We start from the raw sequence: 18,502 nt of genomic DNA, 5'->3' as shown, positions 1-18,502 counted from the left end.
ACGCCGCCCGGGTTGCCAAGTGGAATGCACAGTAGAAGCCCTCTGAGATCTCAGCAAGACCCCGTTGAGATCCTTGGCGTCGCTGCAACATATTCCACCGGCCGGGCGCTGCTATCGTTCGACGGTGCGTCACGAGCCGGATCTGCTCCGCGAACCGCCCCCGGCCGACCGGCTGATGGAGACCGCCTACCGGCGGCTGAAGCGGTCGATCATCGAGCTGCACCGTCCACCGGGCACCCAGTTCTCCGAGCAGGCGGTCGCGCGCGAGTTCGGGTTGAGCAAGACCCCGGTCCGCGAGGCGCTCGCCCGGCTGCACCGTGACGGGCTGGTCACCCCGCAGCCCCGCGCCGGGTACGTGGTCTCCCCCGTGACCCTCAGCGACGTCGGCGACCTGTGCGCGATGCGCTCGCTGCTGCAGTCCGAGACCGCGGCGCTGACCGCGCGGCACGGCCTGTCCGCCGCCGAGGCGGCCCGCCTGCAGGAGCTCTGCGTCGACGACGAGGACGGCCAGCTCGGCGGACCGCGCTTCGAGGAGCGGTTCCGGGACAACTACGAGTTCGAGTCGATCATCGCCAACGGCTGCCGCAACGCCCGGCTCGCCGCGGCGGCGGTCGACACGCTGGACGAGATGGAGCGGGTGGTCCGGCTGGCGCTGCGGCTGGACCCGTCGATGCCGCCCGGGCGGATCGACGAGCGCCGCGCCCTGGTCGACGCGGTCCTCGCCCGGGAGCCGGACACCGCGCGGGCCGCGATGGCCCGGCGGACGGCGTCCGCGCAACGGGAGATCGTCGGGGCGCTGACCGCGAGTGCCGCGGTGACCAGCGCCCCGATCGCGCTCCCCCTGTAGTCAGGCGAGTCGGCGCCCGAGCTCGACGATCCCGGCGTCCGGACCGCCGTACAACAGCCGGGCGTGGTCGGCGGGGCCGCCGAACGCGTCGCCCGCGAGTGCGACGATCCCCCGGGCGAGCAGTGCGTCCTCCAGCTCCCGGCCCGCGCCGATCCGGGACAGGTCGGCGAACGCGAAGATGCCCGCCGTCGGCGGCACGACCGGCACGTCCGCCGTCCGCAGCGTCTCGACCAGCAGGTCCCGCTTGCCCCGGAACAGGCCGAACACCGTGTCGAGCCAGTCCTGCGGGCCGGTCACCGCCGCCTCCGCGGCCGCCTGCGGGATGTCCCCGACGTTGATCGCGTCCCACTCGAACGCGGTGTGCACGCGGTCCAGCAACGGCGCGGGGGCGTGCACGTAGCCGACCCGCCAGTGGGTGAACGCGTAGTTCTTGCTGAGGCTCGTCACCGTCACCAGGTCCGGGTGCCGGTCGCGCAGGGACTGGAGCGGGACGTAGCCGGGTCCGTCGTGGACGTAGCGCTCGTAGGACTCGTCGGAGAGCACGACGAGCCCGTGCCGCGCCGCGAGGTCGACGAGCTCGGCGAGCTGGTCCCGGGTGGGGGTGTGGCCGGTCGGGTTGTTCGGGTTGCAGAGCAGCAGCGCGCGGGTGGCGGGGGTGATCGCGGCCGCCAGTGCCGCCGGGTCGGCCGCCCAGCCGTCGTCGGCGCGGGCCGGGACGTGCACCGGGTGCGCGCCGGCCATCCGGACCATGCCGTCGAAGAAGTAGGTCGGGGTCGGGACCAGCACCTCGTCGCCGGGCCGGAGGAGCGCGCGCAGCGCCACGCTCATGCCGTGCTGGGCGCCGTGGGTGACCAGTAGCTCGCGGTCCGGGTCGTCCGCGCCGATGCGCGCGGCGAGCGCCGCGCGCAGGCTGGGCGACCCCCGGCTGAGCCGCGGGAACGGGGTGCCCGCCACGGCACGCACCGCCTCGACGACGTGCTCGGGCATCGGCAGGACCGGGACGCCACCGAGGACGACCGGGTCGGGGCGGGAGGCTCCGCGCTCGGCGAGGGCGAGGGCGGGAAGACGGTCGAGCATCGCAGCTCCTGATGACGGCACCGCGGAACGGGTGCGGAACGGTCCCGGGCGGCACGCGGCGGAGGCGTGCGGGGCCCGGGCGGGGACGAGCTCACCGGGGAGCGGTGTCATCAGGCCGCCCCGGCGTCACCGGACACTACCCACGGCGCCCCGGGTCCGCGAGGCCCCGGCACCGGAGGCTCAGAACGGCAGGTGCCCCGACAGCACGACGGCCGTGGCGACGGCGGCGGTGAGCACGACCAGGACCGCGGCCACCGTCGTCCGTCGGCGCCCCGTCGTGGGACCCGCCGACGTGGCGGCGGTACCCGGGTGCGACCAGAGGGGCCGGCCCGTCCGGCGGGCGGCGGGCCACGGCGCGACGCCGTCGTGCTCCCGGCGGGCGGCCGCGGTCAGCGCCGCGGCCCGGTCGGCCGTGGCGGGGTCGACTCCCCCGTCCCCGGCCAGCGCGGCGAGCAGCGCGCGGGTCGCGGCCTCGTCGTCGGGCAGGGTCCGTCCGCGGACGATGCCGCGGACCCGCGTCACCGGGGTCCGCAGCCGGCGCGCGATGTCGCGCTCGGACCGGCAGCCGTTCCGGTCGTGGACGGTGTCGAGCAGGTCGAGCAGCTCGCGGTGCGGACCGTGCTCGGGCCAGGACGTCCGGTCGAAGCGGCGCAACGGCACCCGTCGCCTCCTCACGCAGGATGATCGTTCGATCACCTGTCGCATTCGGGCCCGGCGGCGTTACTCGATTCTGATGAGACGCCGCGATCCACAAAGGTGATGACAACCTCCGGACCGCTGTAGGGCGATCGGCGCAACTTCCGCGGATACCGGCCGGTGATCGTTAACGGTCCGCGCGCGAGGGCCGACAACGGGGACAGCGAACGGTGCACTCCGTGTACCGGCCGGGCGACGGCGCCGACCCCAGCGGCCCCGTGGCCCCCTCTCCCAAGGAGCCTGCCGTCCCGTGAGCACGCACCCCGACGTCTCGCACGCATCCGAGTGGACGGTCCCGAGCCCACGGGTCCCCGTGGCGGACGGCGGGGCCCACCGCCCCGGCCCGCATCCGGACCCCGAGCACGGGCGACGACGGTTCACCGCCCTGGTCGTCCTCGGCGACCTCACGACCGTCGCGGTGCTCACCGCGGTCGCGGTCCTGGTGGGGCTCACCGGCTTCGAGGCCGCCGACCGCGCCCGGATCGGCTCGGGTCTGCTCGCGGCCGGTCTGCTGGCCGTCGCGCTGCCGCTGTCCCGCGCCTGGGACGGCCGGGTGCTCGGCACCGGGTCGGCGGAGTTCGTGCGGGTGGCCCGGGCCGTGGTCCTCGCCGACGTGGCACTGGCCCTGGGCGGCCTGGCGCTGATGGTCGACTCGTCGCGGGAGTGGGTGTTCCTGCTCGTGCCGGGCACCGGACTCGCGCTGCTCGGTGTGCGGTTCGCGCTGCGCAAGATGCTGCACGCCCAGCGGGCGCGGGGCCGGGGCCTGGCCCCGGTGCTGGCGGTCGGCGAGGAGGCGTGCGTGGCGGACCTGATCCGCCGCACCCGTCGCGACCCGTACTTCGGCTGGCGGGTCACCGGGGTGTGCACCCCGACCGGCACCGGCACCGGGGGCGGCTACGTCGTCGACGGCGTCCCGGTGCTGGGCGACCTCGACGCCGTGACCGGGCTGGCCCGCGACGGCGGGCACCGGGTCGTCGCGATCTGCCGCTCGCCGGGTTGGGGTCCGGCGCGGCTGCACCGCCTCGCCTGGGACCTGGAGGGGTCCGAGACCGAGCTCGCCGTCGATCCCGGCCTCATGGAGATCGCCGGGCCGCGCATGCACATCACCCCGGTCGACGGGATGCCGCTGCTGCGCCTGTCCGAGCCGCGGTTCTCGGGCGCGTCGAAGATCGTCAAGTACGTCGCGGACCGCGCGGTGGCCGCGCTGTTGATGCTGCTCGTCGGTCCGCTGTTCCTGGTGCTCGCCGTCGCGGTGAAGCTCGGCGACGGCGGCCCGGTGTTCTTCCGCCAGGAGCGCGTCGGGACGCACGGCCGGACCTTCGGGATGCTGAAGTTCCGGTCGATGTGCGTCGACGCCGAGGCGCGGCTCGCGTCGCTGGCCAACGACCACGGCGACGGCCCGCTGTTCAAGATGCGCCGCGACCCGCGCGTCACCCGGGTCGGGGCGTTCCTGCGCCGGTACTCGCTCGACGAGCTGCCGCAGCTGCTCAACGTCCTCGGCGGGTCGATGAGCCTGGTCGGGCCGCGTCCGCCGCTGCCCCGCGAGGTCGCCGCCTACGCCGACGACGCCCGCCGCCGCCTGCTGGTCAAGCCCGGCATGACCGGCCTGTGGCAGGTCAGCGGCAGCAGCTCCCTGACCTGGGAGGAGTCGGTCCGCCTCGACCTGCGCTACGTCGAGAACTGGACCCCCGCGCTGGACCTGCTGATCCTGTGGAAGACCGTGGGCGCGGTGCTCCGCAGCCGCGGCGCCTACTGACCCGGCGCCGCGGCCTGCGGGCCGCTCAGGCGAAGAGCTTCTCCTGCTCCTCGCGCAGCGCGTCGACGAGCCGGCCCGGGGGCAGGGTCACGTCGTCGTAGGTGAGCACGGCGTCCTTGGCGACGTCGCGGATGAGCGTGCAGCCCTCCGCGACACCCATCGGGAGCAGCCGCTCCGACCGCGTGACCGGCGAGGACTCGGCGACGCCGTAGGTGTCGTAGCCGCCCAGCCCGTCGACGGTGTGCCCGGCCCGCAGGTCCTGCTTGGCGGTGGCGACGACGTCGACCCGCTGCCCCGCGGGCGGGCTCAGCGCGGCGTCGGCGAAGTCCACGGCCCGCACGATGGTGTTCGGGACCTCGAAGTGACACAGGTGGTACGGGGTGTAGAAGCTGTACAGCGGGCCCTCGCCGAGCTTGTACAGGTTCAGGTAGTGGCGCTGCTTCGGGTCGTCGTGGGTGCCGAGCACGTAGATGCCGGGGCCCGGCTTGGCCCCGACCACGTAGTCGACGACGCCGCCCAGCTCGCGCAGCTCGTCGACGTCGTAGGTCTGCGTGAGCTCGTCGACGTGCCCGGCGTGGTCGCGCCCGTACATGCCGCGCTTGCCGACGGTGAAGCCGAACGCGTTGGCCACGATCGCCTGCTCGAACGACACCTTGGTGCCGTCGGCGAAGCTGGTGACCATGTAGGGGTCCTGCCCCCACTTCTCGGCGAACGCCTGCTGCGTGGTGGGCGTGCGGTACTCGTCCTGCAGGCCCTTGATGTTGCCGGCGACGAGCGGGGTGACCCCGATGCCCTTCACGAAGCGCAGCAGGTTGGCCTGGACGCCGGGCTGGTCGCCGTCGGCGCCGGTCAGCACGACCCCGGCCGCGCGGGCCCGGTGCGCGAGCAGCGGGCCGACGGTGCCGTCGAGCTCGGCGTTCATCGTGACGACGGGCAGCCCGCGCTCGATGGCGGCGACGGTGACCCGGGCGCCGAACTCGACCGCGCCGGTGACGTCGACGAGCACGTCGATGTTCTCCGCCGCGAGCAGCGCGAAGGCGTCGTCCAGCACGGCCGGGACGCCCTTCGCGATCATGGCTTCGACCTGCGCGGTCGTCGACACCTCGACCGGCTCCAGCCCGGCCTCGGTGTAGGCGCGCACGGCGGTGGCGACGGTGCGGTTGGCGATCGCGGCGACGTCCATCCCGGGGGTGGAGTTCACGATCTGGTTGACCAGGCCGCGGCCCATGAACCCGGCGCCGACCAGACCGACGCGGATCGGGCGGTTCTCGGCGGCGCGCTTCGCGAGGGCGGTGTCGAGGATCAGCATCAGCGGGCTCCGGTGACCGACGGGAAGTCGGCGTTGTCGGCCAGCAGCGGCCAGTTCGCGTCCTTGTCCGAGACGTGGTCGACCGCGTGCGGCCACGCGACGTCCAGGGCCGGGTCGTCCCAGCGCAGGCCGCGCTCGGCGCCCGGGGTGTAGGGCGTCGAGACCTGGTAGATCGTCGTCGCGTCCGGGGTGAGGGTGAGGTAGGCGTGCGCGAAGTTCCGCGGCACGTACATCGCCCGGTAGTTGTCCTGGGACAGCTCGGCGCCGAACCACTGCAGGTAGGTGTCGGAGTCCGGGCGCAGGTCCACGATCACGTCGAAGATCGCGCCGCGGACGCAGCGGATGACCTTGACCTCGGCGTTCGGCTCCAGCTGGTAGTGGAAGCCGCGCAGGGTGCCCGCCTCGTGGTTGTACGAGAGGTTGCACTGGGTGATCGTCGGGTCCAGCCCGGCGTCGCGGAACTCCTGCTCGCAGAAGGCACGGGCGAAGAAGCCGCGGTCGTCCTCGAGTCGCTTCAGGTCGATGAGAGCCGATCCGGGGAGCGGGGTCTGGTGAATCTCCACGCCCGGCATCATCGGCCAGGGCCGGTCGGCCGTTATCGGGGCCCCCCACGACCGTGGCGAGGGCAACGACGGCGGTCACGCTCCGTGCGCGCGACCGCCGCCGTCCTCACGGTCAGCTACTCGACCAGAGCGTCGTTCCGTTGTCGGAGATGACGATCCGGCCGTCGTCGGTGACGGACAGGAGCGCCGTGGGACGGGCGGCACCGGGGCTGGTCCACACCGGGGCGCCGGAGGCGTCGTGGACGACGAGGTGCCCGTCGCCGTCGAACTCGACGCGCGAGTGGCCCGACCACCGGTCACCCAGCACCCGCTGCAGCGCCCAGACCGGGGTGCCGTCCGGGCGACGGGACAGGACGAGGTTCCCGTCGTCCTGGAACCGCAGGGCATAGGCACCCGACGGCGACGTGTACTCGCGGCCGCGCTCCAGGTCGGTCTTCGCCGGGATCCCCGGCGACCGCACGTCGACGGTCACGGTGAACGAGCCGGTGTTGTCGTGGTGGAAGTCGACGTTGTCGTTGACGATCAGGTACAGCTCGCCGTCCTCGGTCGCGGTGTGCTGCACCGCCGGTCCGACGAGGAAGGCCGGACGGGGCGGGGCGTCCGGGGCGAGCGGGTAGCGCGGCACCTCCGGGCTGATCATGCCGAGGAGCGCGACCGAGGGCAGTGACGCCACCATCGACCGGCCGTCGGCCCGGCCGCCGTCGCCCTCGGGACCGAACTCCCGCGCGCTGTTCTGGATCCGGATCCGGCCCGTCGCCGTGATCGAGACCGTCCCGCCGCGACCGACGTGGACTCCCGTGGGGAACCACTTGGCGGACGTGGCGGGGACGAACGTCAGGGTTGTCGTCGTCGGTCTCCTGGCTCGGGACGACGGTGGCGGGGCCACCGCGGATCGGTCGAGTCGATCACGCGGCGGGCCCCGGCGAATCGTGCCGATTGACGATCTGCCCGTCAGACCGACCCGGGCGCCACCGGGTGGATGTAGGTGCCGGGGTGGGTCGCGCCGTCCTGGCGGAGGACCGGGCCCTGGTCCCACTTCAGCGTCGTCGACGTGGTCTCGTCCGGCGCGGTCACGACGATGTCGGTCGGCGTCCAGCTGTCGCCGGGCAGCCAGGTGATCACGGTGTGCGCGGTGCCGCCCGGCTTCACGACGACCGAGGTGGGCTGCTCTCCGGCGCGCGGCAGCGAGTACGACGGCCCCCACTGCGGGTCGTCCGGGCCGCGCAGGTCGACGCCGCCGAACCCGGTCATCGTGCAGGGCGCGTCGGAGGTGTTGCGCCAGACGATGGTCGTGTCCTTCTGGTTGTCGCCCAGGGTGGTGCCGACCGACGCCTCCACGGTGCCGCTGGTGCAGCGGGCCACCTGCCCGCTCTCCGACGACGCCTCACCGGTGGGCTGCTGCGCGGCCGTGGTGGGCGCCGACGACAGCGCGGCCGGGGCCTGTGCGGGGGCCGGAGCGGCGTCGCTGCCTCCGCAGCCGGTGACGAGCAGGCCGGCCGACAGCAGTCCGATCAGGAGCGAAATGCGGTGAATCGTCATGCGCGACACCGTTCCCCGGTTCGCCGGGCCCCGCCGCGCGACGGACGGAGGACCACCCGGAGGTGGGACACCCGCACCGGGTAACAGGAGGTCAGGGCTCCGCGAGTCCCTCCACACGGCTCTCGTGCCGGTGGAGTCGACGAGGAGATGCGGGGGACGCGGATGCGCGCTGACCCGGGACACCATTAAGACCCTGCTGCCGGTCGGCGACCGGACCATCATCGACCGGCTCATCGGCTCGCTGGAGGAGAACTGCGTCACCACCGTCACCGTCGTGCTGGGATACTTCGAGACCTAGGTGTGCCGTCCGGATGACGTCGTCCTGCTCGACGGTGCGGCGCGGTCGTGCTCAGGAGCTTCGGCAAGACCCTCGGCGTCCCGCGTCTGCGGATCGGCGATGTGTTCAGCACCGGCCCGGCCTGGACCGCGCGGGCCCGCGACGACCTCTCCGTGTGAAGCATGATTCGGTGGCCGAACACTACGTGGAGTCGCTGGACACGGTACCCACGGTGATCGACGTCGGTGTGGGGTCGGACGTGGCCATCCGCGAGCGGACGTCGTCGGGTTCGACGGCGCGATCGTGCAGGACGTCGACCGGCCCGACGGCACCCCGCGCAAGCTGCTCGATGTCAGCCGGCTCACCGCGCTCGGCTGGGAGCCGGCCGTCGGCCTGCGTGAGGGCGTCGAACGGACCTACCGCTGGTTCGTCGAGCACCGCGGCGGGGCCCGGGTCGGGCGGTGAACGACATGGCCGCCGGTCCCGGCGCATGATCGCGGACCGTCCGGGGTAAGCGCCGTCCACACCGCCACACGCAGGAGGAACACCATGGCTCTGAACGACGACGACATCACCACCTCGGGCGGCTCCGGCCCCGAGGGCCCCGCGGACTCCGGCGCCGGCCAGGGCACCCCCGGCCAGCACGACGGCGGCGCCGACGGCGGCGCGGACTCCGGCGCCGAGGGCCCGGCCGACTCCGGTGCCGGCCAGGGCACCCCCGGCCAGCACGACGGCGGCGCCGACGGCGGCGCGGACTCCGGCGCCGAGGGCCCCGCGGACTCCGGTGCCGGCGAGGGCACCCCGGGCCAGCACGACGGCGGCGCCGACGGTGGCGCCGACAGCGGTGCGAACTGAGCTGAGCGAGCCGACGGCCGGTGCCGGGCAGCCCCCCACGGGCGCCCCGGTACCGGCCGGCGCGCGTGCGGCGTCCGGCAACGGTGCGCTCGCGCGGCTGGTCGGCTCGGACACCGACACGTTCGCCGCCCGGCACTGGGGCACCACCGCGCTGCTGCGCACCGGCGCGGACACCGGCGCGTTCCGCGACCTGCTCGACCTCGACGGCGTCGACGAGCTGCTGTCCCGCCGCGGGCTGCGCACCCCGTTCCTGCGGCTGGCCCGCAACGGGTCCGTCGTCGGCTCGGCCGACTTCACCGGCCCGGGCGGGGTGGGCGCCGAGATCGGCGACCAGGTCCGCGACGACAGGGTCGCCGCGCTGTTCGGCGACGGCAGCACCGTCGTCCTGCAGGCGCTGCACCGCGTCTGGCCCGGCGTCATCGACTTCTGCACCGCGCTCGCCGAGGACCTCGGCCACCCGGTCCAGGCGAACGCCTACATCACCCCGCCGCAGTCGCAGGGCTTCTCCGCCCACTACGACGTGCACGACGTGTTCGTGCTGCAGCTGGCCGGGCAGAAGCACTGGCGCGTCCACGCACCGGTCCACACCGACCCGCTGCGCAGCCAGCCCTGGAGCGACCACGGCGACGCCGTCGCCGCCCGCGCCCGCGACGACGAGCCCGTGATCGACCGGGTCCTCGAACCCGGCGACGTGCTCTACCTCCCCCGCGGCTGGCTGCACTCCGCCACCGCGCTCGGGGACGTCTCGGCGCACCTGACCGTCGGCGTGCACGTGGTGACCCGGTACGCGCTGGTCGAGTCGCTGCTGGCGCTGGTCGCCTCGGACGAGCGGCTCCGTGCGAGCCTGCCGCTGGGCGTCGACCTGGCCGACCCGGAGCAGCTCGCCCCGCACCTGGACGCGGTGCGCACCGCGCTGACCGGTGCCGTCGCCGCCGTCCCCGCCGAGGACGTGTCGCGCCGGATCCGGGGCCGGGTGTGGTCCGGCGGGCGCCCAGAACCCGTCCGGCCGGTCGCCTCCGCCGCGTTCGCCCGCGATCTCGCGCCCGGGGACACCGTGCGCCGGCGCCTCGGGGTGCACCACCGCCTCGTCGCGGGTGATGATCGGGTCGTGCTGGAGCTGGCCGAGAAGACGCTGACGTTGCCCGCCGTCGTCGTACCCGCGCTGCGGGCCCTGCTCGGCGGCGGCACCCACACCGTCGGGGACCTCCCCGGTCTGGACGCCGACGACCAGGTCGTCCTCGTCCGGCGGTTGCTGCGGGAGGGCGTCGTCGTCCCGGCCACCGCGTGAGCGACGCACGACGGTTCCGGCGCTGCGCCGACCTCGCCGAGGCGGCCGGTGACCCCGCCGAGGGCACGGCGCCGCCCGCGCGGTTCTGGTTCCTCGTCGAGCACCCCGGGCCGTGGCCGCGTCAGGCACTGGCCGCGCTCGACCCGGACACCGCCACCACGCTCGGGACGTGGGCCGACCTGGTCGGCGCCCGGGTCGTGCTCGTGCGTCGGCCCGGGCGCCGGGACCGCGAGGCCGTCGAGCCGGGGCGGCGCTGGTTCCGCGTCGACGCCCGGCCCGGGCACGAGGACGTCCGGACCGGCACCTGGTCCTCCCCCGCCGAGCTGGCCGCCGCCGTCCACGCCGACGGCGACCCGCACCCGGACCCGCTGGTGCTGGTCTGCGCCCACGGCAGGCACGACGCCTGCTGCGCCGTCCGCGGCCGGCCGCTCGCCGCCGCGCTCGTCGCCGACGATCCGGACGGCACCTGGGAGTGCAGCCACATCGGCGGCTGCCGGTTCGCCCCCGCCCTGGTGCTGCTCCCCCACGGCCTGACCTACGGCGGCGTGACCCCGGCCGAGGGGCCCGCCGTCGTGCGTGAGTACGGACGCGGGCTCGTCGTCCCCGGCACGCTGCGGGGCCGCTCCGCGCTGCCCCCCGCCGTGCAGGCCGCCCAGCACCACGCGCGGGTCGCCACCGGCGCGACCGGGGTGGACGACCTGGGCGTCGCGGGCGTCGACTCCGACGGGCAGCCCCCCGGGCACACGTCCTGGCGGGTCACGTTCCACCACCCGGACTACGTGGTCGAGGTGCGGGAACGGTTCGTGGGGGTGGACCGGCCGCTGACGTGTGCCGCCCGTCCGGCCGGCCGGATCCGCGTGTTCGACCTCGTCGACGCCCGCTCCTGACCTCCGGCGGGGCCCCCGTCGTTTCCGGAACGGAAACGACGGGCGGGCGGCCCCGTCCACAGCAGATCCCCGGATGACCTGCGGAGGGGTCGACGGACCGGTCGTGACCCGGCGACCCCCCGCTGTCCGTTTCCGCCCGGTGTGAGACGGCGAACAGCCCCCGGTCGATAACACTGCGGTAGTGGTGTTCGGTTGCACCACTACGACGCCGTCGCCCCACCACGCTCCCCACGAAGGAACGGATACACCGCATGGACCCCCAGACCCCCGTCGTCATCCTCTGCGGAGGCAAGGGCACCCGCATCCGGGAGGCCTCCGAGAGCCTGCCGAAGGCGATGGTCGAGATCGGCGGACGGCCGATCGTCTGGCACATCATGAAGACCTACCGGGAGCACGGCTTCCGGCGCTTCGTCCTGTGCCTGGGGTACAAGAGCTGGGCGATCAAGGAGTACTTCCTCGACTACCGGGCCCGCTCCGCGGACTTCACCCTGTCCATGTCCGACCGGCACCGCATCGACTTCCACAGCGGCGTCGACGAGGACTGGGAGATCACCTTCGCCGAGACCGGCCTGGAGGCCGCCACCGGCTCCCGGGTGCGCACCATCGCGCCCTACGTGGACACCGAGAACTTCTTCCTGACCTACGGCGACGGCGTCGCCACCGTCGACATCACCGCACTGGCCAAGGAGCACGAGCAGTCCGGGAAGATCGGCACCGTCACCGGGGTGCACCCGACCTCGAAGTTCGGCGAGATGCAGGTCGAGGGCGACCGGGTCGTCGAGTTCAACGAGAAGCCGACCCAGGTCACGGGCTTCGTCTCCGGCGGCTTCTTCGCCTTCAAGCGCGAGTTCCTCGACTCCTACCTCGGCGAGCCCGGCGACGACGACGTCTGGCTCGAGCACGAGCCGCTGCAGCGCCTGGCCCGCGACGGGCAGCTCAACGTGCACCGCCACGAGGACTTCTGGTCGGCGATGGACACCTTCAAGGACTACGAGTACCTCAACAGCCTGTGGGCGCGCGGCGAGGCGCCCTGGAAGATCTGGGCCTGACCGACGTCGGCGACGGCCGGTCCGCTCCCCCGGGCGGGCCGGCCGTCGTCGTCTCCTACGACGGCGTCGAGCTCAGCGCCTCGGTCGGGTTCAGGTCCGCGTACTGCGCCACCGACCCGTTGCGGACCGCCCCCCACAGCTGCGCGCTGCGCTGCTCGTCCAGGTACACGACCGACTGCGCCCCCTCCCGCTCCAGCCCGGCCACCGGCGCGGTCACGAACGCCACGCCCGAGCCGCGCAGGTTGCGGTTCTCCAGGGCCAGCTGCACCAGCCCGGTGTTGGACAGCGAGTCGTCCACACTCACCGCGTCGCCGACGCTGGTCGCGAACGAGTAGAGCGCGGTCGGGTCGGTGGTGGCCTTCTCCTGCACCTTCGCGAGCAGCGCCTTGATCGCGTTCTGCTGGCGGGCGGCGCGGTCGATGTCGCCGTTCGGGAGGCCGTAGCGCTGGCGGACGTAGGCCAGGGCCTGGGCGCCGTCGAGGTGGTTCTCCCCCGCCCGGAAGTCCACACCGGCGTTGCTCGTGGCCTGCGCGACCGTCACGTCGATGCCGCCGACCGAGTCGACGAGCGAGGTGAACCCGGCGAAGTCGACGACGCCGAAGTGGTCCACCCGCACCCCGGTCAGCTTCTCCACGGTCTCGATGAGCAGCGGGGCGCCACCGAAGGCGTAGGCGGCGTTGATCTTGTTCATGCCGCGGCCGGGGATGTCGACCCAGGAGTCGCGCGGGATCGACACGACGCTGGCGTGCTCGCCGTCGGGGGCGAGGGTGCCGAGCATGATCACGTCGGAGCGCTGGGAGCCCGCGTCGACGCCCGGGGCGGCGTCGGTGCCGGTGGTGGGGGCCTCGGCCCGGGAGTCGGTGCCGACGAGCAGGAACGTGGTGCCGCCGAACGTCGCGGGGCGGCTGCCGGCGTCGATCCCGCGGAACGCGTCCGGGATGCGGGCGATGCCGCCGCCGATGCTGGAGGTCAGGTAGACGACCACGCCGCCGACCGCGAGCAGCAGCACGAGGACCAGCGCCGCCAGCACGTCGAGCACCCGCCGCCCGCGACGCCGCGGACGCCCGTCGCGCAGGCCGGGCACGACGTCGTCGTGCCGGGTCGGGGGGACGGCGTTGCGCATCGGGTCTCCTGGATCTGTGTGGACGGTCGTCCGGTTCGTCGCTCCCGCGCGTACGGCGTCACGTGACACCGCACGGTCCCACTCCCGGTGGCGCACAACGTCACCGGTCGTCGCAGGTCAACGGCTCAGTGCGCACACAGCGCAGTCACACGGGAGTGCTGTGTCATCAGATGTGTGGAACCGACGGCCCTCTCGCTAATGGTCCGGACGGACCAGGCGAATTCAGGGGCAGAACGGCCGCACGGCCGTCGCGGACCGAGGAGGAACCCATGAGCGTCACGCCCGAGACCCCCGCCACCAGCACCGCCACCACCGCCGGCTCGGCGATCCCGGCTCCGCGGGCCGCCGCGGAGGACACCGTCCTGCCGCCCGTCGCGGCCACCCCGGTCGCGGTCGACCTGTGCCGCTGCGGGCACGAGCGCGACGCCCACGACCACTACCGCGCCGGCACCGACTGCGGTGTCTGCGGCACCGCCTGCCGCGCCTTCCACGCCCGCACCGGCTCCGCCGCCGGCCGCTCGGCCGGTCGCGCCGCCCGCCTCACCTCGGCCCTGCTGCGGCGCCGCTGATCCCTGCCCTCCGTCCCCGGACGGTCCGCCGGGAGACGTTCCACGAACGCCCCTGCCTCCTTCCTTGAGGCGGGGGCGTTCGCGCGTCCACCGTCAGGCCGCGGCGCCGAGCCAGGGCTCCCAGGCGGGCAGTGGCTCCACCGCCAGGACGAGCACGCCCGCGCCGTTCCTGGCGGGCGGCGCCGGGGTGGTCCGCAGGGCCCACCCCAGCTCCTCGATGAGGCGGTCCGCCTTCTTGGAGTTGCAGGCCTTGCAGGCGGCGACACAGTTCTCCCAGCTGTGCGCCCCGCCGCGGCTGCGCGGGATCACGTGGTCGATCGTGTCGGCACGCTTGCTGCAGTACGCGCAGCGCCGGGCGTCCCGGCGGAGCACGCCGGCCCGGGTCATGGGCACCGACCGGCGGTAGGGGACGCGGACGTAGCGGGAGAGCCGCAGCACCGACGGTGCGGGGAGCGCGAGGCTCTCGGAGCGGAACTCCGCCCCCTCGAGCGCCTCCTGCAGACACTCGGCCTTGCCGGAGAGCAGCAGGCAGATGGCGCGCTTGGACGTGACGACGGCCAGCGGTTCGAAGCTGGCGTTGAGGAGCAGGACCCGCGACCCCGACGGGATCCGAGCTGTGGTCGGCAGCTCGTCCCCCGGCGCCGGGACAGGATCGTCGGGAAGCGGGTCGACCGCTCTCAAGTCGCCGGGGACGATCATCTCGACACCATGGGGGACGGGTTGTCGGTACGGCACGCGACCACCTCCGCGAACGCTCGAGGTCCGTGATGTAGTCGACCATACGGAAGCCGGGTTACGCGAGTGTGATGGCGAGGTCGACGTCCGGTGGACGCATCGTGCGGGGCCGGCCGGGGTCAGATGCCGCGAAGGGCTCCCAAGACGTCGGCGAGGAGGTCGTCGGTGTCCTCGACGCCGCAGGACAGCCGCACCAGACCGTCCGGCACGGCGTCGCCCCAGCGGGCCCGCCGGTCCGCGGCGGTGCGCAGCCCACCGAAGCTCGTCGCCGAGTCGACCAGCGTCGCGGCGGCCAGGAAGTCCGAGACGGCGTGGGCGTCGGCCAGGGTGAACCGCAGGATCCCGTTCCAGCGCCGCATCTGGGTCCGGGCGAGCACGTGCGACGGGTCGTCGGCCAGCCCGGGCCAGCGCACGTCGTGCACGCCCGGGGTCTCCCGCAGCGCGACGGCGAGCGCGCGGGCGTTCTCGGCCTGCCGGGCCAGCCGCAGGTCCAGGGTGCCGAGCCCGCGCAGCGCCAGCCAGGTCTCCATCGGCCCGGCGATCGCGCCGCCGCGGGTGCGGAAGGCCCGGACCCGCTCGTGGTGCACCGGGTCGGCCGCGGACACGTGCCCGAGCAGCAGGTCCCCGTGCCCGGACAGCGCCTTGGTGTCGCTGGCGACGACGAGGTCCGCCCCGAGCGCGAGCGGCTGCTGCCCGAGCGGGGTGCACGTGGTGTTGTCGACGGCGACGACCGCCCCGGCCGCGTGTGCGGCGGCGGCGACCGCGGCGACGTCGCAGACCTCCAGGCCGGGGTTCGACGGCGTCTCCAGCATCACCAGCGCGGGCCGGTGCCGGGCGATCGCCGAGTCCCAGTCGCCCGCGGTCGCGCAGTAGGCGACCGGCACCCCGAGCGGGGCGAGCTCCTCGTCGGCGAGCAGGCGCGCGACGTAGTAGCCGTCGCTGGGCAGCAGCACGCCGCGTCCGGTGCCGGTGAAGGCGCGCAGGACCGCGGCGACCGCGGCCATGCCGGACGGGAACACCGTGCACGGCCCGCCGTCGAGCTCGCCGACGGCGGCCTCGAACTCCCGCCACGTCGGGTTGTCGGCGCGGGCGTAGAAGTCCGCGCCCTGGTCGGCCTCCTCCGGGCGCCCGAGGTGGTACGTGCTGGTCAGCACCGGTCCGCGGTGCACCGGGTCGCCGACGGCGTGGGCGTCGTGCTCCCCGCCGCGCACGCAGCGGGTGCCGTCTCCGAGCATGGGGTTCACTCCGGCTTCGGGGCCCGGGAGATCAGTTCCTTGGCCATCTGGTGGGCGGTCATGCCCTCGTGGCAGACCCGGCGCACCGCGTCGGCGATGGGCAGCTCCACCCCGGTGCGCTCACCGAGCTCGCAGATCGACAGGCAGGACTTCACGCCCTCGGCGACCTGGCCGTGGTTGGCCTTCTCCGCCTCGGCGAGGCTCGCGCCGCGGCCCAGCTGCTCGCCGAAGGTGCGGTTGCGCGACAGCGGGGAGCTGCACGTCGCCACCAGGTCGCCCATGCCGGCCAGACCGGCGAAGGTCAGCGGCGAGGCACCGAGCGCCATCCCGAGCCGGGACATCTCGGCCAGCCCGCGGGTGATCAGCGAGGCCCGCGAGTTGTCGCCCAGCCCCATCCCGGACGCGACGCCGACGGCCAGCGCGATGACGTTCTTGCCCGCCCCGCCCAGCTCCGCCCCGACGACGTCGGTGTTGGTGTAGGCGCGGAAGTAGCCGGTCGCGCAGGCGGTCTGCAGCGCCACCGCACGGTCGTGGTCCTCGCAGGCGATGACGGTGGCCGTCGGCTGCTCGTGCGCGATCTCCGCGGCCAGGTTCGGCCCGGACACGACGGCGAGCCGGTCCACCCCGACGCCGGTGACGTCGTCGATGACCTCGGTCATCCGCTTGAGCGTCCCCAGCTCGACGCCCTTGGCCAGGCTGGTGAGGGTGACCCCGGCCGGGACCAGGTCGCGCCAGCGCTCCAGGTTGTCGCGCAGCGACTGCGACGGCACCGCGAGGATCACCGCGTCGGCCCCGTCGAGGGCCTCGGCCGCGTCGTGGGTGGCCCGCAGCGTGTCCGGCAGCGCGACGTCGGACAGGTAGTCGGGGTTGCGCCGGTCGGCGTTGATCGCCTCGGCCACATCGACCCGGCGGGCCCACAGCCGCACGTCGCGGCCGGCGTCGCCGAGGACCTTCGCGAACGCGGTGCCCCAGCTGCCCGCGCCGAGCACGGCGACGCGGTGGATCGAGTGCACGGGCTCGTTGACCGGACGCTCCCCGAACGACGGGGCCGGGGGGACGCTCATCGGCCCGCCTCGCTCTCCGGGCGGCGGCGGTAGAACTCCTCCGGCGCGTCCTCGTCGCGGACCTCGGCGAGCAGCTCCCGCACCCGTCCCATGATCAGGTCGGTGACCTCGCGCAGGACGTGGGCGTCCAGCGGGCGCCCGCGGTAGCCGCTCAGGTCCACCGGGTCCCCCGCGCGCAGCACGACGTCGGTGCGCGGCAGCGGGCGGAACTTCTTCTCGTAGCCGTCCAGGACCTCGCGGGTCCCCCAGTGCACCATCGGGATGACCGGCACGTCCGAGGCCAGCGCCATCCGCGCGACGCCGGTGCGCGAGCGCATCGGCCACCCGTCGGGGTCGCGGGTGATGGTGCCCTCCGGGTAGATGATGACGATCTTGCCGTCGGCCAGGGCCTGCGTCCCGGCGGCCAGGCTCTGCTGGGCGTCGGCGGAGTCGCGGTAGACCGGGATCTGCCCCGAGCCGCGCAGCACCTGCCCGAGCACCGGCACCTGCCACAGGCTGCTCTTGGCCAGGAACCGGGGCACCCGCCCCGCGCTGTGCACGTAGGTCCCGGTGTGGATCGGGTCCAGGTGGGAGATGTGGTTGCCGACCAGCAGCGCGCCGCCGCGGGCCGGGAGGTGCTCACGGCCCTGGTAGCGCGGCCGGCCGGTGAGCCAGCCGATCGAGTAGAAGAACGGGACGGCGAAACCGACCCAGAATCCGCCCTTCTCGCGTGCCACCGGCGGCCTCCTCCTGCCCGCCTCCGGGGCGGGTCGTGGGGTCGTCGCGGATCGGGATGATCCGGATCTCGTCCGTGGAGTCTCCCCACAGAGGCCCCACGGTGTCACGCGGGGTGCCAGACTGGGGCCGTGACCCTGCGGGTGGACCTGGTCGTACCGGTGAAACCGCTGCCCCGCGCCAAGACCCGGCTGCGCGGTGCCGCCGACGGCGGGGTGGGTGATCTCGACGCGCACCAGAGGCTCGCGCTGGCCCTGGCCCGCGACACCGTGGCCGCCGCCGTCGCCGCGACCGCGGTCCGGCACGTGCTGGTGATCTCCTCGGACCCGGCGGTGGCGATGGAGGTCGGCGCGCTCGGCGCGGAGGTCGTCACCGACCCCGGCCGCCGGCTCAACGGCGCGCTGCGCCACGGTGCCGCGCTGCTGCGCTCGCGCGACCCGCACGTCGCGCTGGGGGCACTGCAGGCCGACCTGCCCGCGCTGCGCCCGGCCGAGCTCGACGACGCCGTCGCCGCGGCCGCCGTGCTGTTCGCCGCGGGCGCGACCCGTGCCTTCCAGCCCGACGCCCCCGGCGAGGGCACCACGCTGCTGCTCGTCGCGCCGGGCCACGACCTCGACCCGCACTTCGGCCGCGGGTCGGCCGCCCGGCACGGCGCCTCCGGGGCACGCCCGCTGCCCGGGGACCGTCCCGGTCTGCGCCGCGACGTCGACACCGCCGCCGACCTCGACGACGCCGTCGCCCTCGGGGTGGGGGCGTGGACCCGGGCCGTGGTCGACGCCCGGCACGGGCCGCCCGCCGCACCTCACCCACCCGGATGTCCCCCGCCCGGTGACGCCGTCGCCCGACGGTGTGGCACACCACGTACGTGACATCGCCGGACGGGGCCGTGTCCACGTGGACGGTTGCGGAGCGGTACGAA

The 18,502-nt window shown here is 74.4% G+C and carries 21 protein-coding genes; 10 read left to right on the top strand and 11 right to left on the bottom strand.

Annotated features, from left to right (window positions below):
- The first annotated feature begins 124 nt into the window (after positions 1 to 124).
- On the top strand, positions 125 to 847 hold the full coding sequence (locus KPL57_RS02420; RefSeq protein ID WP_226350249.1) for a GntR family transcriptional regulator: 723 nt from the start codon (positions 125 to 127) through the stop codon (positions 845 to 847).
- On the opposite strand, the gene KPL57_RS02415 is transcribed toward KPL57_RS02420, so the two are convergent.
- Entirely contained in the window at positions 848 to 1,924 is a 1,077-nt protein-coding gene (locus tag KPL57_RS02415) for a pyridoxal phosphate-dependent aminotransferase (RefSeq protein ID WP_226350248.1), read from the bottom strand.
- Between the two features lie 180 nt (positions 1,925 to 2,104).
- Positions 2,105 to 2,584 carry a hypothetical protein gene (locus KPL57_RS02410; protein ID WP_226350247.1) on the bottom strand — a complete coding sequence of 160 codons (480 nt, stop codon included), beginning with the start codon at positions 2,582 to 2,584 and terminating at the stop codon, positions 2,105 to 2,107.
- A gap of 286 nt (positions 2,585 to 2,870) precedes the next feature.
- Between KPL57_RS02410 and KPL57_RS02405 the strand changes: the two genes are divergently transcribed.
- On the top strand, positions 2,871 to 4,376 hold the full coding sequence (locus tag KPL57_RS02405; protein ID WP_226350246.1) for a sugar transferase: 1,506 nt from the start codon (positions 2,871 to 2,873) through the stop codon (positions 4,374 to 4,376).
- 25 nt (positions 4,377 to 4,401) lie between these two features.
- Here the strand turns inward: KPL57_RS02405 and KPL57_RS02400 are convergent, their stop codons facing one another.
- From KPL57_RS02400 to KPL57_RS02385, 4 genes are all read right to left on the bottom strand, one after another.
- A complete protein-coding gene (locus KPL57_RS02400; protein ID WP_226350245.1) occupies positions 4,402 to 5,685 on the bottom strand; it encodes an NAD(P)H-dependent oxidoreductase in 1,284 nt (427 codons plus the stop codon).
- The gene (gene rfbC / locus KPL57_RS02395; protein WP_226366692.1) at positions 5,685 to 6,248 is read right to left on the bottom strand and encodes a dTDP-4-dehydrorhamnose 3,5-epimerase; all 564 of its coding nucleotides are present in this window, start codon (positions 6,246 to 6,248) and stop codon (positions 5,685 to 5,687) included. Before rfbC ends, KPL57_RS02400 begins: the two co-directional genes overlap by 1 nt.
- Positions 6,249 to 6,360: 112 nt before the next feature.
- Positions 6,361 to 7,134, bottom strand: coding sequence for a hypothetical protein (locus KPL57_RS02390; RefSeq protein ID WP_226350244.1), 774 nt, complete (start codon positions 7,132 to 7,134; stop codon positions 6,361 to 6,363).
- Positions 7,135 to 7,199: 65 nt separating this feature from the next.
- The gene (locus KPL57_RS02385; RefSeq protein WP_226350243.1) at positions 7,200 to 7,787 is read right to left on the bottom strand and encodes a DUF4232 domain-containing protein; all 588 of its coding nucleotides are present in this window, start codon (positions 7,785 to 7,787) and stop codon (positions 7,200 to 7,202) included.
- A 124-nt stretch (positions 7,788 to 7,911) separates the two neighbouring features.
- Between KPL57_RS02385 and KPL57_RS02380 the strand changes: the two genes are divergently transcribed.
- The 6 genes from KPL57_RS02380 to KPL57_RS02355 all read left to right on the top strand — a co-directional run bounded on the left by KPL57_RS02380 (position 7,912) and on the right by KPL57_RS02355 (position 12,143).
- Positions 7,912 to 8,085: a hypothetical protein gene (locus tag KPL57_RS02380; RefSeq protein ID WP_226350242.1), complete on the top strand. Its 174-nt coding sequence runs from the start codon at positions 7,912 to 7,914 to the stop codon at positions 8,083 to 8,085.
- A 282-nt stretch (positions 8,086 to 8,367) separates the two neighbouring features.
- On the top strand, positions 8,368 to 8,529 hold the full coding sequence (locus KPL57_RS02375; RefSeq protein ID WP_226350241.1) for a hypothetical protein: 162 nt from the start codon (positions 8,368 to 8,370) through the stop codon (positions 8,527 to 8,529).
- Between the two features lie 84 nt (positions 8,530 to 8,613).
- A complete protein-coding gene (locus KPL57_RS02370; RefSeq protein WP_226350240.1) occupies positions 8,614 to 8,919 on the top strand; it encodes a hypothetical protein in 306 nt (101 codons plus the stop codon).
- Positions 8,909 to 10,207 carry a JmjC domain-containing protein gene (locus KPL57_RS02365; RefSeq protein ID WP_226350239.1) on the top strand — a complete coding sequence of 433 codons (1,299 nt, stop codon included), beginning with the start codon at positions 8,909 to 8,911 and terminating at the stop codon, positions 10,205 to 10,207. Before KPL57_RS02370 ends, KPL57_RS02365 begins: the two co-directional genes overlap by 11 nt.
- On the top strand, positions 10,204 to 11,094 hold the full coding sequence (locus tag KPL57_RS69245) for a sucrase ferredoxin (protein WP_226350238.1): 891 nt from the start codon (positions 10,204 to 10,206) through the stop codon (positions 11,092 to 11,094). Before KPL57_RS02365 ends, KPL57_RS69245 begins: the two co-directional genes overlap by 4 nt.
- Before the next feature lie 251 nt (positions 11,095 to 11,345).
- Positions 11,346 to 12,143 (top strand): glucose-1-phosphate cytidylyltransferase, encoded by a 798-nt coding sequence (locus tag KPL57_RS02355; RefSeq protein ID WP_226350237.1) that lies wholly within the window; start codon positions 11,346 to 11,348, stop codon positions 12,141 to 12,143.
- Positions 12,144 to 12,198: 55 nt separating this feature from the next.
- On the opposite strand, the gene KPL57_RS02350 is transcribed toward KPL57_RS02355, so the two are convergent.
- On the bottom strand, positions 12,199 to 13,266 hold the full coding sequence (locus tag KPL57_RS02350) for an LCP family protein (protein ID WP_226350236.1): 1,068 nt from the start codon (positions 13,264 to 13,266) through the stop codon (positions 12,199 to 12,201).
- Between the two features lie 269 nt (positions 13,267 to 13,535).
- Between KPL57_RS02350 and KPL57_RS02345 the strand changes: the two genes are divergently transcribed.
- Positions 13,536 to 13,835 (top strand): hypothetical protein, encoded by a 300-nt coding sequence (locus KPL57_RS02345; RefSeq protein ID WP_226350235.1) that lies wholly within the window; start codon positions 13,536 to 13,538, stop codon positions 13,833 to 13,835.
- Between the two features lie 93 nt (positions 13,836 to 13,928).
- Here KPL57_RS02345 and KPL57_RS02340 read toward each other — a convergent pair whose 3' ends face one another.
- The 4 genes from KPL57_RS02340 to KPL57_RS02325 form a co-directional block, all read right to left on the bottom strand.
- Positions 13,929 to 14,534, bottom strand: coding sequence for an HNH endonuclease (locus KPL57_RS02340; RefSeq protein ID WP_226350234.1), 606 nt, complete (start codon positions 14,532 to 14,534; stop codon positions 13,929 to 13,931).
- Between the two features lie 155 nt (positions 14,535 to 14,689).
- Complete coding sequence (locus tag KPL57_RS02335; RefSeq protein WP_226350233.1) at positions 14,690 to 15,805, bottom strand: cystathionine gamma-lyase; 1,116 nt, start codon at positions 15,803 to 15,805, stop codon at positions 14,690 to 14,692.
- Positions 15,806 to 15,810: 5 nt separating this feature from the next.
- A complete protein-coding gene (locus KPL57_RS02330; RefSeq protein ID WP_226350232.1) occupies positions 15,811 to 16,869 on the bottom strand; it encodes an NAD(P)H-dependent glycerol-3-phosphate dehydrogenase in 1,059 nt (352 codons plus the stop codon).
- Complete coding sequence (locus KPL57_RS02325) at positions 16,866 to 17,585, bottom strand: 1-acyl-sn-glycerol-3-phosphate acyltransferase (protein WP_226350231.1); 720 nt, start codon at positions 17,583 to 17,585, stop codon at positions 16,866 to 16,868. The genes KPL57_RS02330 and KPL57_RS02325 overlap by 4 nt, the downstream gene beginning before the upstream one ends.
- A gap of 129 nt (positions 17,586 to 17,714) precedes the next feature.
- Here KPL57_RS02325 and cofC point away from each other — a divergent pair, with 129 nt between their 5' ends.
- Entirely contained in the window at positions 17,715 to 18,452 is a 738-nt protein-coding gene (gene cofC / locus KPL57_RS02320) for a 2-phospho-L-lactate guanylyltransferase (RefSeq protein WP_308252765.1), read from the top strand.
- Positions 18,453 to 18,502 lie beyond the last annotated feature (50 nt).

The organism is Pseudonocardia sp. ICBG601 (genome assembly GCF_020496245.1).
This window is presented reverse-complemented; position numbering and strand designations above follow the sequence as displayed.